Here is a 16,754-nt window from a genome sequence, read left to right as displayed (position 1 = left end):
GTTTATTAGTCAATTTGTATGAATCATGTCCATCATTTTTATAGTATCAACTTAGGTCTTTCGTCGGATGACACTTATCATTTTTAAGTCAATCAATAATTTAAAATTGAACAGCAATCGTTCGACAAGATTCGTCACGCCCTCCTCCTCTTTTACTCCAAAAGAAAAGAACCGCCATCGGCGATTCCATTTCTTCATTTCACTCTCTTCCCAACCAGCCTCATCTGCTCCACATCTTCTCGTTCCATTGTATGTTTACAGAGCGGGAAGTTTAAACAGCCATAAAACTTACCATTCTTCCCGTCCCGCAGCACAAGATATCCTCTGCATGAGGGACAAACAATCGGATCATGAATGATGCTCGGATGATTCGCCGTATAGTCGCAGCCCGGGTAGTGACTGCAACCGACAAACGTCGACTTTCGATTTGCTTGTTCACGAATGACCAAGTGACCATCCAGACAACGAGGGCATTTCGGGTTATCCCGGATGCTCTTACCTTCCTCGATTCCCATTTCATACGGGACTTGCTGTTCTTTGATCAACTCTTGGACAAACGTCGACATGCGGTCATCCGGCGTCAGCACATACGTTGTATGTTTCGTCCGTGTCAACGCCACATAGAACAAACGACGTTCTTCCCCAAACTCCAACTCTTCTTGTTTTTGAAGGACGAATGACAATAGCGGGTCATCCATAATCTTATTCGGGAAACCATTCTTACTGTTTGCCGTATTGATCAAGATCACGTTCTCTGCCTCAAGTCCCTTTGAACGGTGAGCCGTCAAAAAGGAGATACGAAGATTCGGATGCGTCCGGTCGGTCACTTGCACTTCATCTTTCAAATGCTTCACTCGAAACGAAGCGCTTCCCTCAATTGACTTGATGTCAAAGTTGTTCCGTCCGACGAGCAGTACATCCGACTCCGGACCATGTGATTGAACGATTTGATCAAGCGCTCTACATAAAGCGATTTCAAAGTCGTTCTTCCCCTTGATCCCCATCACGCGAACAGGTGTGGTAAGTCGTTTTCCCGAAGAGAGATTCTTTCGGATTTGACGCTTGTTCTTCATCACGAATCGACCAGCGATATCGATCAATTGTTGCGAGTTTCGATACGTGTTCTCAATTTTTAATAAAGCACTCTTCCCGAAATAATGTTCAAAATCGGTAAACAGACTCAAATCAGACCCCGCAAACCGATAGATGGACTGCCAGTCATCTCCCACGCACATGACGGTTGATCCCGTCTTCTTCCGGATCGCTTCAATCAGACGATAGCGACTGACGGAGATATCCTGGTACTCATCGATGATGATATATTTGTACGACAAGTGGACGGCATCGGACGAAACAATCGAGGTTGCTTCGTTGATCATGTCATTGAAGTCAATTTTGTTCGTTCGTCGCAAATGTTCCTCATACATTCGGTACATCGGTTTGACGAGACGGAAGAAGAGGAGTGCTCGTTGATAATGAAACAAGTCCTTCTTGTTCAAACTCTGTGTGAAGATATCAAATTGAGACTCCGTATAATGATTCGATTTGAACAATTGAAGAAAGCTCGACACAAAATCGACGAAGTCGTTGAAATGACTCTTTTGTTTCGTACGATATAATTTTTCGAATACTACTTTCAGGTCCACTTCCCGGAAGACGACACCTTGCTTCAATAATTTCAACCGTAGTTGATCTAACAAATTCCCTTCTTGCCGGTAATATGAATACGTCTCCATCAGCTTCGTCCCGTGTTCACGATGCAGCTGTCGTTTCCATTCCATACCGTCGAGATACTTCTGTTCCTCGATTGGACTGAGCCAAGGGGCGCGATTGTTCCGGTTGATTCCAAAGTGTTCTAAGTACAAATCATATTCTGGCAGATAAAAGTCCGGTTGATACTGACGATGATACCGAGTCGCTGTCTGATAAGGGTAGTTCTTCTCATATTCATATTCGATGCCGTTCAAGAATAAGAAGTTCGCAATCATGACCTCTTCGAGACTCTTGACCTTCTCTTCTTGAATCGTGATCTTCTGTCTTTGTTGTGTGGCAATCATCTCAGCAGCTGTGAGGGATTTCCATACTTTACTGCGTAGCGGTTCTAAATCCACATGCTTATTGTAGTCGTGATATTCCCCGGCCGTCTCAAACTCTTCAATCCCTTTTGGAATGTAGAAATAGTAACCGAAGAAGTCGATCAGTTCTTTCATACGATGCGGATGTTCATAGAACTGATGCATACAATAATCACGGATAACTTTTTTCAATTCGTCCTCGACTTGAGGTTTTTGTTTTCGACCTTCGGCAATGATCCCCATCCCGAGCCCATGAAACGTCTTGACCTCCACGGGAATATGAAGCCGTTCGCAGATTCGCTCCTTCATCTCTTCGGCTGACTTTTTAGTGAACGAGATTAGTAAGATTTCATGAGGCTGTACTTGTTTTCGTTCAACCAAATATTTCACTTTGGCAGCGATCGTCAACGTCTTCCCCGAACCGGCACCGGCGACGACGAGGTTCGCATCCTCATTGACGATGACCGCACGTCGTTGTTGGCCATCGAGCGACTTCCCGTCAATTGAGTCAAAGAAGGATTGGGTGCGCTTCAACTCTTCGGTCACATACGTTTCATTCCAGTTTTCCACCTGTCGATCAAGGCCACGATAAAGTTGTATGAACGAAATCGCTTCCGGAACGGGATTCTCCTTAAAGAAGTCATATGCACCTCGATAATCGTCGAGAAGTCGTTTACGTAATGAATTCCCGATATAATGACGCCGCGCCACTTCGACGTCTCGATGAAAAGACTCCATCTGTTCATAATAAGTACGGAGTTGTTTGTTAATGCGCTCGACTCGTTCATCGAGTTCGTGCCAGACGTTTAACAATTCGCCTGATATACTCGCATACGCCGTATTCAGCGAAACGACTGAAGATGGGAGCGAACCGTCCCCATGTTTCAGCTTGGTATGCATAGTTTCGTCTAGTAAGAATCCTCGCTCACTTTGTTCATAAACATGATAAAAGCGATCCTTCTCCTGCATCACTTCTTTTGGCGAAATGAGCGACTTAGAAGATTCCCACGCTACGATCTGCTCCTTCAAATTGTCCAAGCCGATTTGTAAAACATTCACGTCCCGCTTCAATTGCGGTAAGACACGTTGTATCATAAAGAATCGACGTACTGATTGGATCCATCCCATATCATCACCATACCATTTACAATATTTTCAATCCCCTTTCAGTTTATCAAAAGCTCATCCTAACGAACATGATTCTCGGCAAATGATGAATCTATTTTTTACTGCGAGCTCATAGCTACTCAATCTCAAAGTGAGCGATTCGTCTCATCATCGATGATCAGATGATCGAGTAGATGGATGCCCATCAATTCACACGCCTCTTTCAGACGTTTCGTCACCTCGATGTCCTCCCGTGACGGTTCCGTGTTTCCGCTTGGATGATCATGTCCGACCATCACGAAGGCCGCGTTCGATAAGATCGCGACCTTCAACACCTCTCTCGGATGGACGAGGCTCGCGTTCAGACTCCCGATATGACAGACGTTGACGGAGACGGGCTGATTCTTCGTGTCGAGGCTGACGACGAGGAAATGCTCCCAGTCGAGCCCATCTAAGAACTCTTTCATGAGTGTGTAGCCGTCATCCGGTCGGTGGATGGTCCGTCCCTTATAGCGGACGCTCCCTTCTTCGACGAGTTTGATGCTGACGATATCGACACGCTTTGCTGATTGATTCGGTTTCATCGTTTCTCCTCCTTTGGACATAAAAAAGCACCCTGAGCCGCGGTGGTCAGGGTGTATCAAAGAAATAATATATATTTCAAAATAGAACTATATCTTGTTAATCAATAAATACTTTAAAAATACATAAAAGAGGCCAATCGCTATTTCAAACGATTGACCTCTTTCGATTAAAGAATTTTTAAATTACATCAACTTACTTAGCAAGTGTAATTACTGTGCCTTTAGTCAATGGGTTTAAGTTAGAGTCTGTACCGTCAGTAGTATCAAGTACTTTAACAGTAATCGTGCTTCCAGAAAGTTGAGCTGGAGTGATACCAGTAGCAAGAACCAAACGAAGTTTAGAATCGTTAGCAGTCGCTCCAGTTCCTACTGAAGCAAGAGTGCTCTTAACTCCATCGATATAAACCTCAAAATCGTTTCCTACACCAGCACCAACTAATTGTGCATCTACCACTGCTTCAGTAAATGTTACGTCAATGTTCGTTCCATCGACTACAATACCAGAGCTTAATACTGGTTTAACGTTCTCAACGAAAGGTTCAGTGTTGCTGAATGAATTAATTGCAACTCCGTTTTCACCTTTAACAGCAGTAGTGATTTGGAATGAACGATCTCCACTTAAAGTTACTCCAGATTCTTTAAGAGTAAGTTTAACTAAAGTCTTATCGCCAACAAATACTGCTGAGTCGAATAAACGTTGACCATCAACCATGTAGTTATCAGCATTTACAGCTGAAGAATCCATGTTTTTAGAGTATTTAACATAAACAACGTTACGTGCTACAGTACCTTGACCAACAGCAGCAGCATTTTCACCTGGAAGATACACGTTGTTGACAGCCGGTTTAGCTGTGTCAGCTGAAGCTGCCAAAGTGAACTCGATCACTTGGTTTTCAGTTCTAGCAGTAGTGCCATCTGAAATACCAGCAGCAGGAATTGTTAATTTGTATTTACCAGCTTCATTGCCAGTAACTTTAATTTTCAATGTGTTACCGACTAATGTAATGTCAGTAGCTTCATCTAATGCAGCAGTACCAAATGTTTTCAATACGTTTTCTGGAGTCGTGTAAGTTCCAGTAATATCTTCACCTCGAATAGCAGCCAAGTTAGGTGTTTCGTTAAATGTCAATTGAACGTAAGTATCAGTTGCATCTTTAACGACTTCAGTTTTCTCTAACACAGGCGCACTTGGTGCAAATGCTACAGCTTTAGTAAGTGTGTCACCAGTGTTATTTGAAAGATCTTTGTAACCAGCGATTGAAACTGATTGAACACCTTGAGTAGTGAGTCCTGTTTTCGTTACTGTCAACGTGTTAGTTTCAGCATCGAATGTTTGAGTCTCACCAGTAACAGCAGTTCCGTTGATTGAGATATTTGCGTAAACACCTGCAGTAATCTGCTTCAACTTCTCGCTAAATTTGACTTTCAAAGTAGTTGTGTCTACTGAAGAAACTGATTCAATCATTGGCTTAACTTGTTCACTGATTGAAGATTTAACATATACTTCAATAGGTGCAGGAATCAAGTTTGAAGACTGATCTTTAGCTCCTACAACTACAACTTTGTACTCCTTGTCTGTTGTAAGACCAGAGATTGATACTTTAGATGAGTTTGCAGCATGAGTTACTGTCAAAGAAGAAGTAACATCTGTAGATCCATCATAAACTGCAACTGTACCTTTAGTGCTCAAGTCTTCAGAGAAGTTAAGAACCGCAGTACCTGCTTCAGGGTAAGTAACACCTGTGAATGTAGGCTTAACTGTATCGCTGAAGTTGATAGTTTTAGTGAATTTCTCAGTTTTCTTGTTAACGTCTGCCTTAGTTGAAACCTCGTTCACGATTGCAACGAATGTAGAGTCAGCAGCGATAGCGTTGTTCAATGTAAGAACGACAGTTTTACCATCTGCTTGCAATTCAGGTGTCCAAGTTGTACCAGCAGTCAAGCCAACAAAGTCATAAGAACCAGTTGCTTCAGCTGAAGTTTCGTTCATTTCTTTGTTGAACTCAACAACAACTTTCTTAGCGTTAATCGCCTTAACTTCTTTAACCATTGGCGCTTCAACAACAAAGTTCATTGCTTCAGTTTTTACTTCGCCTGAACGGAGGATGAATGAGTGGTTACCTGCAGGAAGCTTAGCAGACTTAACTGAAAGTTTACCGTCTTTAACTTCTGCTTCAACAGCTGGAAGAGCTGCGTTCATGTCGCGGTTAGCGTACACAACGAGTTCAACTTTTTCGCCGTCTTTGAGGTTTTTCACGTCAGCAGTTACTGAAAGAACGTCGTCCATAACTTCGCTCTTCACTTCAGAAAGTTCTACTTTCGTAGCAACTACTTTGTACTTAACAGTTTTTGTTACAGAACCGTAAGCTTTGTTTGAGTAAGTGAGTGTTCCTTCGAACTCTCCAACTTTCTCAGTGCTGAATCCAGCAACGAAGAGTGGCTTGTTGTATACAACGCCGTCTGCGAAGAGAACTGGTTGAACGCGGATTCCTGAAACAGGAACGCCTTGCTCGAATACGAATTCAGATTCAGGTTTGATTTCTTGTGCGTAGTTTAAGACGCGGAGTTTCTTCTCAACTTTGATGCCTTTTCCTTTAACGAAACCTTTCGCTGTTTGGAATACACCAAGTTTGTTCATGTCGATTGAAGATTTGTACCAGTGGATCTCGCTGCCCTTGTATTCTTTGTCAAGTGCTGCGTTGAGGTCTCCCCCACGTACGTAGTCCGATGAAAGACGGACCGTTGTTGATGCTGCGTCTGCCGTGATTGCAGGCGCTACTGCTGATGCTGCTACTGCGAACGCTGCCGCTGCAGTAACGAATTGTTTCTTCTTAGCCATCTGATGTAAATCCTCCCTTAGGTAGATAGGTTTTTCTACCGTCCTTGCCCAACCGATCTCGTTCGGAGTCATGTATCCATAACAATGAATAAAGTACTAATGATTATGTAACCGACTCTTCTTTAGACCGGGCGTTCTCCCCCGGTAGAAGTCTTTGCAAGAATCATCTTGAACAATTTACCAAGACTGTTCTTGGAAAACCTTACATCCATAATATACATAACCCTTCCAAGCGACACAAGCGTTTTTTTTCGCAAAAATGGTAACGTTTTTGAATTTTGGAGATTTTAGTTTAATTCATTTTTAGGTTTACCTATTTTGGAAATGTCGAAACAAGTCGATTTTTGTTGATTTCATGCGATTTAAGCTAAAATACTCGTTGAAAACCATTTTTATACCATTAATTACCTATAACATTTATTTTACATTATCGAATTTACAAGACCAATCTTCACCAACGATATTTCCAACTCATAAAATCATTGACCTCTTTCACAAAACCAAACATATCCAAAATATCATCCTTTATTCCAACTATACACGAATCGGTGATTGGTCCGGAAGATTCATGGTCGTGAGGACTATTTGCCTAACCTTGATTTACAATCTGGCATGATTCCTTACTCACCGATTCTGTCATGAGAAACTGAAAAATCGATTCCCTTTTCGTCTGAAAGGGGACGGATGTCTAGGAAGGGATTGTCCTATACTGAAATCAACGAAGATTTAAAGGAGATTCCACTATGCGACAACTACTGAAAGCATCCATCTCGTTCGGATTGATCGGATGCCTCGTCCTCTCACCGACCGAGTTCGTTCCCACAATCAATCTAACTGTTCAAGCCAAATCAGCATCGACGACCGGGACGGCTGAACGGGTGACCACAGAGTATACGAAAGTGTACGCCTCTCGGTCGAAGAAAGCGAAGGTCATCCTCCCGCTCACGTTCGGTACGACCGTCTATCAAAACGCGACGTCCGGAGGTTGGACGAAGATCACGTATAAAGGAAGAACGGGATGGGTGCCGTCAGCCACGCTCATGCCGTCATTGATTTCGACGGAATATCTCGTGGACCGAACGACGGATTTGTACGCGACGTGGTCGACGAAGGGGAAACAGGTCACGACAGTGCGATCCTGGAGTCGCGTCGTCAAGACCGGGGAGTACGGCAAGTGGTCCCGTGTCCGAGTCGGTGGGAAGACAGGATGGTTGCCTACCTCTTATCTCCGTGCGCCGTATTCAAACAATCGGATCACTCGGACGGTTTATGGTAGTCACACGTATGGGGTCGATACGCAGGCAGAGTACGATGCGGTCTACAAACGAGTGAAGGCGGAGTTTGATGCGAAGTATGATTCGGCTGAGTTTGGGTTTAGCGCTCACATCCAACGTGTATTGAATGGCGAGAGGGGTACTGAAGATAGAAATGACCCTAATTTCCGTAGACCTGATAATGTTGATTTATTGATGGCAGAGCAGGCGTTAGAGCCCTATTTCGACGGCAGTATGTCACTCAAAACGTATGAAAAGATGTACCGTACAGATAACTTTTTAAGGTATGTGCATTCTAAATATAAATCAACAGATGTGGTTGGAGATAAAAACCTCAAATCTGCGTATGACGTCTTGTTCATAGGTAAAAATGACTGCGATTCAAGTGAACAAGTCAAATCATTGGTATACGATTTGGCAGGTATCGATAACGTCATTATTGGAGATGGAGTTACACATGCGGCACTACTCTTTAGTGTGGATGAAGGTTGGATGGGGTCTTCATACAAAGCATATGACAAAAAAGATGTCGACTACACAAATGCCAACAACATTTACATCTCGTACACGCAAACCGGTCACAAGATTGCCTATTAACGTTTAAGGGAGTCCTGCTCCCTTTTTGTTTTGCCTTCCTCCCCCGACCCATCAAAAAACGGGTATCCCGATCCCTCGGCATACCCGTCTCTTCTATTGAATTCCCTTATCGTACAATCGTCTTGCTCATCTTGCCTGGGCGACCTTTCAAGTCCTCGATGTGGACGTTGATCGTCTCGCCTTTCTTGAGCGCACGTGTCTTCACAGAGAACGTGCCGTTCGGGAGGACCGTTCCGCGTCCCAACAGTTGATACTTGCTGTTGCGGACGACGACACGCATCCCGGCTTCGCCGCGACCCGTGACCGACTTCGCGCCAGAACGGAGCGTGTTCACCGTCGGTTGCCCTGGACGTGCGCCGGCTTTCACGACGACGCGTTCGCTCGTCTCATACTTCCCGTTCGTATAGACGACGCGAAGGACCGCTCCTGCTTTTTGCGGTTGAATCGAGAAGGCCGCCATCGTCTGTTTCGACGTGCCTCGTCCGATCAACTTCTCTCCTTTATACACACGGACTGTCGTCCCCGACGCGACTTTCGCCTTGAACGTCGACGAGTTGTCCTGTGCTTTCGCGCCAGAGGCGTTCAATTTGAGCATCGACTCGGCGCGGTAGACGTTCGCCTTCCCGAATCCGCTCACCGGGTTGTAGTACGCCGGGAGCGTCATGCCCAATTCTTCTAATACATACTCGAACCCGTCACTCATGCGTGGGTCGTACGGTGCGTCCCCACCCGAGAAGGCAATCGGGTCCGCCGTCCGTTGCAAGAGCGTCCGGACCTCTTCGACCGAAAGATCTGGGTGATACGACTTGAGGAGCGCGACGGCTGCAGCGACGTGTGGCGTCGCCATGCTCGTCCCGTCCATATAGACGACGTTCCCGTCCGGTACGAGACTCGCTACTTTCGAGCCCGGTGCGACGACGTCGACCCCGATTCCGTAGTTCGAGTAATCCGAGACGATCCCGAAGGCGTTTGTCGCGCCGACCGAGATCGTGTATTTCGATGATGCCGGGTACGACACGCGTGACTGCGCATCGTTCCCTGTCGCCGCCACGATGACGACGCCACGGTCATACGCATACTTCAACATGTAACCGAGCGTACGGCTCTCGTTGCCGCCAAGGCTCATGTTGATGACTTTCGCCCCTGCGTCGACCGCATACTTGATCCCGAGTGCGATTTGGTCCGTGTCCCCAGAACCGCCCGCATCGAGCACTTTCACCGGCAGAATCGAGACGTTCGGGACGATCCCGCGCATCGAGACGCCGTTGTCACGTGTCGCACCGATGACGCCGGCGACATGTGTCCCGTGACCGTGGTCATCAATCGCGTCGCCTTCCCCGTTCGGGTCGACGAAGTTCTTCGCGTTGGCGACATCGACCTTGCCTTTTAGGTCAAGGAGACGATGGTCGACCCCTGTGTCGAGGACGGCCACTTTGATCGAGCGTTTCGGCAAGTTCAACGCCTCATATTTGTCGAGGCCGATCCCTGCATTCGCGAACGGCTCGAGGACCGATTTCTGGTTAATCGCCCATTGGTAGTCGAGGCTGACATCGGTCGCGAACGACTGATACGTCTGGACCGGCTCGATATACTCGACGTTACGGTCCGACTCGAGCGTCGATTTCGCCTGTGCCTGCATCTTCGTCGATGCTTCTTCCACATCGACGAGCGCGAAGTAATCAGACGGTTTCCCGATGGCGATGCGCTCGGCCGAGACGTCGCTCATCGCGTTCATCTTGCCGATCGATGTGCTTGGTGACGATTTGTATTTGACGATGTAACGCGGTGCGTCACTGCCGTCCGTTTGAATCGTCATCCCGATTTTGCCGAAGAGGTCCGTCACCGGAGTCCCGGCGAGCGAATCCATCTCGAGCGCTGTCGCGATTTCGCCGATTTCACCTTGTAGCGCAGCCGGTACACTTGCGTCGACCAAGGCGTGGAGACGGTTGATCGCCGCCGCGTCCTGGGTTTTGAGCGTATACGCCTTCTTGTCGACGAGTGCCGTCAACAACGGACGGAGCGTCTTCAAGTCGGTGAGGGCAGCTTTGCGCTTCTCGCCGTCAAACGTGATCGCCTTGACGATATACGGTGAGGCACGGTAGTAAAGGGCCGACAAGTCGCGACCTTCCTGTGACGTGCCGAGTACTTCACTTTGGACGCGACGGATGAGCTTGAGCATCGAGTCACGTTCCGGTGCCGGTTGGACGATCGATTCGACGGCACACATGTCGCCGCCGACCTGCTCGTATTTGACCGGGAGTTTGACCGGGTTGACGACGAGCTTGATGTCTGACGCGAGATCCGGCATGCCTGGGTCTGTCGGCTCTTCCCCGTCGACCGGGAGCACATCCCCTGGAATCTCTTCGCCTGGAATTTCTTCTCCGAGATCCATCGGCATATACTCGACCTTGATGTAGTATGGACCTTCCCATGCGAACGGGAATTCGATCTTGGCCGTCTGTTCTTCCTCTTCCTTCGTCGCGCTCGCGCGGTAACGGTCGAACGTCTCATCCTTCGCCGCCATGTCGGCGCTCGGATAGACGCTGATGTTCGCGAGCTTCGAAGATTCGAACGTGACTTCCATATGTGTCATCGCGGACGTCTCTCGTTCCATCTTGAACCAATACGTGTTGACCGGGTCCGTGCCGGTCGTGAATTCGACCGCTTCCCCCGGAGTGAGTAATGTGGCATTGGTCATCCCGTTTCCGCTGTCAGCGAGTGCTGGTGGCAGGAACGAAAGGACGAGGACGAGAACCGTCACCATCGCCACGAACTGCTTGAATCGTGCTTTCATGTTTTCCCCTCTTTCGTTTGTTTTGGAGCATGTGCCCCACATCGTTCTACGATACTTATCGGTTTATGTTTCAAAAATGTAACAAAAATGTTTCGACAAGATGTCGACTCACTCGTCGAATGGTCGCTCACTTGATTTCTTTCGCTCGAGCACACGGTAATTGGCCTCATGATTGGTCCGGTCAAAGAAGATCCCGGCGACTTTGATGAAGCGAAAGTCGACCTTATTGCCGTATCGGTCCGTGTAGTCGATCTGCTCGATCCGGAAGTACCCGTGGTCTTCGGTCGCGCTCGAGAACCGCTCGAATTTGAACTGGCGATCGATCACATAATAGAAGCGCTCTTCCTCCATGAAATAGATTTCCTCGACACCGTACTCGTTTTTCATATAACGCTCCGTCGAGTTCTCACTCACGACGTTCAGCATCGTCATGCACCAAGCGAGGAGTAATAATAGAAGAAATGCTTTCATCCACCAGAGGAATCGACTTGAGGAGATCGGGGTCACCGGCAGTGGTTTGAGCGAATAGATGAGATCTCGCTTGTCTTTCATGTTGCAACTCCGTTCACCAAAAAGACCGGTGTCTCCACCGGTCCTAAGGAATTAGTATCCTGCGTATTGAAGCGATTGGATGAATGCGCGTTTCTCTGCACCCGATAGATTGAACTCGAGGTCGTAGTCCACTCCTTGGACGATGACCGTGATCCGGTTTTCCGGACGGACGTACTTGTCGACGAAGCTGATGAGTTTCGCATCTGGTTCGAACAAGTATGACTCTTCGACCGAGCCGTCATCGAACTCGTCATAGTAGACATCGTACTCGTCGATGTTTTGCGAATACGTCGCGCGACCGACGCGGAGCGTCAACTTCTCAAATCCAGCGACCGATCCGTCCTCTGTGTAGCTGCTGAGAAGGAACCCGAGGTCTGACTTCGACGGATGTCCGAAGAAGAGTGGCACGAACGTGTCCGCATATTTCGTCGTCGCATCTGCGTAGAAGACTTCTTTATGAACCGTCACCTTCATCCCTTCAAAGTAGACACGGTGGAAGTTGTTGTAGAGCGCGTGCTGTACCGTAATCGCCTTTGGTTGGCTGACATTTCCGGCACCATCACGGATGACGAGTGACATCTTCTGCCCCATCGCTTGACGCGGGATCTTCACGATGAACTTCCCGGTCGACATGACCGGTGCCGTATATGACTTCGTACCGATCTTGACGATAGCCGTCGCATATGGCTCGGCTTTACCGAAGACGCCATAGGATGCCGCCGTCACGGATTGAGTCAATGTCGCCGTTCTCGGTGCGATGCGGTCTTTGTAGACGCTACGTTTCGAGACGTCGCTCGTCGCGCCTTTCGTCGTGATCGTCTTCGCTGAAAGCCATGAGTAGGCCGGTTGTGGCGCGATGCCACGACGGTAGAGGCCGTTCGCATCGAACTTCCCTTTATACGTGCTGCTGCCGATTGAGAGCTCGACATATTGTCCCGGCTCCCCGACGACGCGCACTTCACGTGACGTCTCTGTCAACGGTTTGATGACCGGTGCGTCCGGACGTGCTTCTGGGTCTTCTGCGACGATGGCGCGTGTCGTCTCACTGATGTTCCCGCTCGCGTCGACGAGACGGACGTCGATGACCTTGCCGACCGATTGTGGTGACATCTTGAAGACGGCCTCGCCACCTTCTAAGATGGTACGGACGTATGTCTTGCCGTTGATCAAGATCTCCGCTTTCGCAGCCACTTCACCTGTGATCGTGAGTGATGTCGATGTGTGGAGTGGTGCCGATAATACAGGTGCATCAGGAGCAGTCACGTCTTCCGACGTCTCTGCGTTGACGATTGTCGAAGGCGCGATACCTCCGAATGCGAGTGTGGTCGCTAAGAAAAGTGCTGCATATTTCGGTTGCTTCATAATAAGTAGGGTCCCCCTCAAGAATAATGACAATCGTTTACAAAATTATTATAATCTGTCCTTTTTCAAAAGGGTACATAATTTTTCTAAAATAGGCATATATTTTTCAATTTCGCATTTCCTTCATTTAATAAAAAAGGCACCCCACTGTTTGGAGTGCCTGAAGGCTTAACCTTCGTTGATCATCGTCGCCTGTCCGCCTTGCCATAACCAGACGCCATCTTCTTTCACATAAAGATGAAGCATCCAGAACCGGCCTTCGTAGCCGTTCGTGCCGAGGATAAATTTTTCTTCTAACAAAAGTTGGACGACGGCGAGGTCGCCGCGTACCGTCTCATCGAACGTGACCGTGTCCTGTGCGATCCATTGAATCGCTGTCGGGTCGACGAACTGGTCTAAGAACGTCTCTTTATCGAACTGACGCCCGCTCGAATCGACATATCGGAACGAGTCGTGCATGAGCGCCCGCATCGCGTCGAGATCGCCGGCCACCTGATGGGCCGACCGGTCGTCAGAAAGTTGTTTCATGTTGAGTGTCTCCATCGTTGTCCCTTCCTTTCCCCGTTTATCATAGCACAGATGGTCGAAAACGAACGAGTGGAATGCTGATCACAGATTCCTTCAATCATTTCCCTTTTATCGAAATAAGCAACCTTTTTCATCTCCACTATGTATATACTAAAAAATGTAAATTTCATGAATCGAGGTGGAACGCTTGAAACGAATCTTCAGTTTGCTTGTTCTCTTTACTTTTTATTTGACTCTCACCGCACAGGCGGTCGGGTCCGACGCCATGCTCCCTGCCGGCACGACGCTCTATGCCGACCCGGAGGAATCCAGCATCCTGCTCGTCACGAATGAGCCGAAGCGTGTCAACATTCAGGACGTGACCGAGACCCATACGTCCGTCACGGTCGATACACAGAACGGATTCGTTCGAAATGACGACGTCCGCTATGCCGTCACACGTTACACCCAGACAGAAACGGATGCGCTCGACGCTTCCGGTAACCCCGTCGCAACCCTCCCAATCGGGACAGCCGTCGACGTCTTTGACCTCGAAGGCGACCTTCTCCTCACGACGGACGGGACGTATGTCGCCCGTGACGCCCTCGGCGAGACGATGCCGGAAGCCGTGACCCGTTACGCGAAAGCAGGTGCGGTCGTCTTGTCCGCTCCAGACGGGGACACAATCGCCGAACTCGAAGCCGGGCAGACGATTGACGGTTTAGTGATCGGTTCGATGCTTCGTATCGAGACGGCGGATGGCTTCGGCTATGTCTCCCTTGACGCGACGAGCACTCGTCCGATCAAGACGGGCACCCAGTTCGTCTTGACGACATCGCCTTACACCGATGCGTCCGGCAAGATCATCGGCTCCCTCGTCCGCGGTGAACAGACGAGCGTCTATGGCACCATCGGCGACACTACCCGCCTCTTCAAGGACGGCGCCTACGTCTATATGAAACGCGACGTGCTCGCAGACAAGATGCCGCGCTACACGAAGACAGGCAGCCGCTATGCGCTCGCCGCGATCAACATCTATCAGGACACGGACAAGAAACAAGTCGTCGGGTCGCTGAAACGAAGTCAGCTCGTCACCATTTACGGAACGGACGGCGACTTCACGCGCATCTATACGCGCGGCCAGTTCCTATTCGTCGAGACGAAATCGCTCGGCACGACAAAACCGGCACCGCTCAAAACAGGACAACGGTACATCACGAAAAACACGCCGGTCTACGCACGGACGGTCCTGTCGTCGAAGACGTCCCTCAGCCTGAAGCGCGGACAACTCGTCACCATTTACGGGACGGAGGGCAACTATACCCGCATCTTCACGCAAGGGAACTACTACTTCATCCCGACGAGCGTGACGAGTACGAAAAAACCGCCTCGCTTCGAATCGACGGGCATGCGCTACTCTCGTTATAACGAGGTCGAAGTGTACGCCTCGACGTCTGTCGTGAAACAAGTCGGTTCCTTGAAACGTGGGCAAGTCGTCGAAACGTTCGGGACGAGTGGGTACTACACGCGCATCCGTCTGAACGGGACGTATCGCTATGTGGCGACGGGCTACCTCGCTGTCTCGAAACCGACCGCGAAGCCGAAGGTAGGAACGGTCTTCTATACGCAGTTCAACGGGACGCCTTATTTCTCGGCTGACGTCGCGTATGGTCGTCCGGCCGGTACATTGCCACGCGGAACGAAACTCGTCGGGCTCCGCTCGATCGATGCCGACTTCTGGCACGTCCGTCTTCCCTCCGGGAAACGCGTGTATGTGTTGAACCCGTATATCGCCGAGACGAAACCGAAGGCAATCCAACCGGCGAGCGTCTATACGGCCGCCCACTACGGGACGACGAAGAAGACGCCGTTCTACGCCAATCCGAACGACACTCGTCCGATCGGGTATCTCGATGCCGGTCGTCGCATCTACCCACGTGGGAAGAGTGGCGACTCGTATCTCATCCAGTACGACTGGCGCCCCGTTTACGTCAAGACGAAAGACATCCGCATCAAGCAGGATGCCTTGTTGAAGAAACGGGACAACTCACAAAAAGAGCGTCTGATCAACGCTGCCGTGAAACATCTCGGGACACCGTACACGTGGGGCTCGCAGTCACCGCTGAACGGTGGGTTCGACTGTTCCGGTCTCATCCATTATGCGACGAACCAAGCCGGGAAGATCGGTGGGCGCACGAACGTGTCGGGCTATTGGTATAGCGGACACTTCAAGAACAAACGGACAGGGATCACGAGTGGTCGTCGTGGGGACATCGTCTTCTTCGCCGGCACGTATAAATCCGGTCCATCGCACATCGGCATCATGCTCGATGACGAGTTTTTCATCCATGCCGGGGGCGAGATGCTTCAAATCAACTCGATCCATGACCCGATGTGGCGCCCGTACTTCTTAGGGTACAAATCGTTATAAGGGGGATGCTCCATGTTTGACTATATCGACCCGTTCCTATGGCAGCTCGTGATCGTCCCGGTCCTCACCATCGGCGGTGGTGTCGTGGTCGCCATGATCATGAAACGAATTTGGGTCGGCCCTGTGGTGACGTTTTTGTTGAACGCCATCATCGAATTGACGTACTTTGCCGTCTATTATGACCACAGTCCGTTCGATATCAGCCATCTCAGTTCGTGGAATATCATCTTCCCGCTGATTTCGCTCTTGTTCTCGTTCATCTTCGTCGGATTGTTGAAAACAAAGAAATCTATCTGATGTGTCTTGATTCATCTTTATAAGGAGGACTCTCCATGTTTCACTATATTGACCCATATCTTTGGCAACTCGTGATTGTCCCAACGTTGACGATTGGACTAGGGGTCGCCATCGCATTGCACTTGAAGCGCTTGTCTATCGCTCCCTTGGTCACCCTGATTGCCTACTTGGGCATGGAGTGGTTCATGTATCGGGGCACCCTCTTCTTCTTTACGAAGTGGTGGCTCCTTCCCCTCCTGGCATTGGGGATCACGTTCACGTTCATCGGAAAACGTCAGATGGAGCACGCTTCAATCAAATGATGCTTGACAATACATCTTTATCCCGTTAAAGTA

At 49.0% G+C, this 16,754-nt stretch carries 11 protein-coding genes; 4 read left to right on the top strand and 7 right to left on the bottom strand.

Annotated elements, in window-relative coordinates:
* Positions 1-194: 194 nt before the first annotated feature.
* From KNO70_RS02355 to KNO70_RS02345, 3 genes are all read right to left on the bottom strand, one after another.
* Positions 195-3,203 carry a UvrD-helicase domain-containing protein gene (locus KNO70_RS02355; RefSeq protein ID WP_214811084.1) on the bottom strand — a complete coding sequence of 1,003 codons (3,009 nt, stop codon included), beginning with the start codon at positions 3,201-3,203 and terminating at the stop codon, positions 195-197.
* 125 nt (positions 3,204-3,328) lie between these two features.
* Positions 3,329-3,766 (bottom strand): JAB domain-containing protein, encoded by a 438-nt coding sequence (locus KNO70_RS02350; protein WP_214811082.1) that lies wholly within the window; start codon positions 3,764-3,766, stop codon positions 3,329-3,331.
* 193 nt (positions 3,767-3,959) lie between these two features.
* The gene (locus KNO70_RS02345) at positions 3,960-6,605 is read right to left on the bottom strand and encodes a hypothetical protein (protein WP_214811080.1); all 2,646 of its coding nucleotides are present in this window, start codon (positions 6,603-6,605) and stop codon (positions 3,960-3,962) included.
* Between the two features lie 743 nt (positions 6,606-7,348).
* Here KNO70_RS02345 and KNO70_RS02340 point away from each other — a divergent pair.
* A complete protein-coding gene (locus KNO70_RS02340) occupies positions 7,349-8,476 on the top strand; it encodes an SH3 domain-containing protein (protein WP_214811078.1) in 1,128 nt (375 codons plus the stop codon).
* Positions 8,477-8,582: 106 nt separating this feature from the next.
* Here KNO70_RS02340 and KNO70_RS02335 read toward each other — a convergent pair whose 3' ends face one another.
* The 4 genes from KNO70_RS02335 to KNO70_RS02320 all read right to left on the bottom strand — a co-directional run bounded on the left by KNO70_RS02335 (position 8,583) and on the right by KNO70_RS02320 (position 13,727).
* Positions 8,583-11,270, bottom strand: a complete 2,688-nt coding sequence (locus KNO70_RS02335) for a S8 family peptidase (RefSeq protein WP_214811074.1) — start codon at positions 11,268-11,270, stop codon at positions 8,583-8,585.
* A 108-nt stretch (positions 11,271-11,378) separates the two neighbouring features.
* A complete protein-coding gene (locus tag KNO70_RS02330; protein WP_214811071.1) occupies positions 11,379-11,822 on the bottom strand; it encodes a hypothetical protein in 444 nt (147 codons plus the stop codon).
* Positions 11,823-11,873: 51 nt separating this feature from the next.
* Complete coding sequence (locus KNO70_RS02325) at positions 11,874-13,184, bottom strand: Ig-like domain-containing protein (protein ID WP_214811068.1); 1,311 nt, start codon at positions 13,182-13,184, stop codon at positions 11,874-11,876.
* A gap of 168 nt (positions 13,185-13,352) precedes the next feature.
* Positions 13,353-13,727, bottom strand: coding sequence for a nuclear transport factor 2 family protein (locus KNO70_RS02320; protein ID WP_251030060.1), 375 nt, complete (start codon positions 13,725-13,727; stop codon positions 13,353-13,355).
* Positions 13,728-13,899: 172 nt separating this feature from the next.
* On the opposite strand from KNO70_RS02320, the gene KNO70_RS02315 reads away from it, so the two are divergent.
* Genes KNO70_RS02315 through KNO70_RS02305 form a run of 3 tightly spaced genes read left to right on the top strand, consistent with a single transcriptional unit; the run spans position 13,900 to position 16,721 of the window.
* Positions 13,900-16,122 (top strand): C40 family peptidase, encoded by a 2,223-nt coding sequence (locus KNO70_RS02315; protein ID WP_214811065.1) that lies wholly within the window; start codon positions 13,900-13,902, stop codon positions 16,120-16,122.
* Between the two features lie 12 nt (positions 16,123-16,134).
* Positions 16,135-16,419, top strand: coding sequence for a hypothetical protein (locus KNO70_RS02310; RefSeq protein WP_214734400.1), 285 nt, complete (start codon positions 16,135-16,137; stop codon positions 16,417-16,419).
* A 35-nt stretch (positions 16,420-16,454) separates the two neighbouring features.
* The gene (locus KNO70_RS02305; protein ID WP_214734401.1) at positions 16,455-16,721 is read left to right on the top strand and encodes a hypothetical protein; all 267 of its coding nucleotides are present in this window, start codon (positions 16,455-16,457) and stop codon (positions 16,719-16,721) included.
* Positions 16,722-16,754: the final 33 nt, after the last annotated feature.

This window comes from Exiguobacterium sp. s181 (genome assembly GCF_018617125.1).
Classification (GTDB): domain Bacteria; phylum Bacillota; class Bacilli; order Exiguobacteriales; family Exiguobacteriaceae; genus Exiguobacterium; species Exiguobacterium profundum.
Note: the sequence above shows the minus strand (reverse complement) of the source record. Positions and strands in the feature narration are given on the sequence as shown.

Bases quoted from the DNA above. Each gene is read 5' to 3' on its own strand.
- KNO70_RS02310 (WP_214734400.1), top strand. From the start codon at position 16,135: ATGTTTGACTATATCGACCCGTTCCTATGGCAGCTCGTGATCGTCCCG.
- KNO70_RS02345 (WP_214811080.1), bottom strand. From the start codon at position 6,605: ATGGCTAAGAAGAAACAATTCGTTACTGCAGCGGCAGCGTTCGCAGTA.
- KNO70_RS02340 (WP_214811078.1), top strand. From the start codon at position 7,349: ATGCGACAACTACTGAAAGCATCCATCTCGTTCGGATTGATCGGATGC.
- KNO70_RS02325 (WP_214811068.1), bottom strand. From the start codon at position 13,184: ATGAAGCAACCGAAATATGCAGCACTTTTCTTAGCGACCACACTCGCA.
- KNO70_RS02330 (WP_214811071.1), bottom strand. From the start codon at position 11,822: ATGAAAGACAAGCGAGATCTCATCTATTCGCTCAAACCACTGCCGGTG.
- KNO70_RS02335 (WP_214811074.1), bottom strand. From the start codon at position 11,270: ATGAAAGCACGATTCAAGCAGTTCGTGGCGATGGTGACGGTTCTCGTC.
- KNO70_RS02355 (WP_214811084.1), bottom strand. From the start codon at position 3,203: ATGGGATGGATCCAATCAGTACGTCGATTCTTTATGATACAACGTGTC.
- KNO70_RS02305 (WP_214734401.1), top strand. From the start codon at position 16,455: ATGTTTCACTATATTGACCCATATCTTTGGCAACTCGTGATTGTCCCA.
- KNO70_RS02350 (WP_214811082.1), bottom strand. From the start codon at position 3,766: ATGAAACCGAATCAATCAGCAAAGCGTGTCGATATCGTCAGCATCAAA.
- KNO70_RS02320 (WP_251030060.1), bottom strand. From the start codon at position 13,727: ATGGAGACACTCAACATGAAACAACTTTCTGACGACCGGTCGGCCCAT.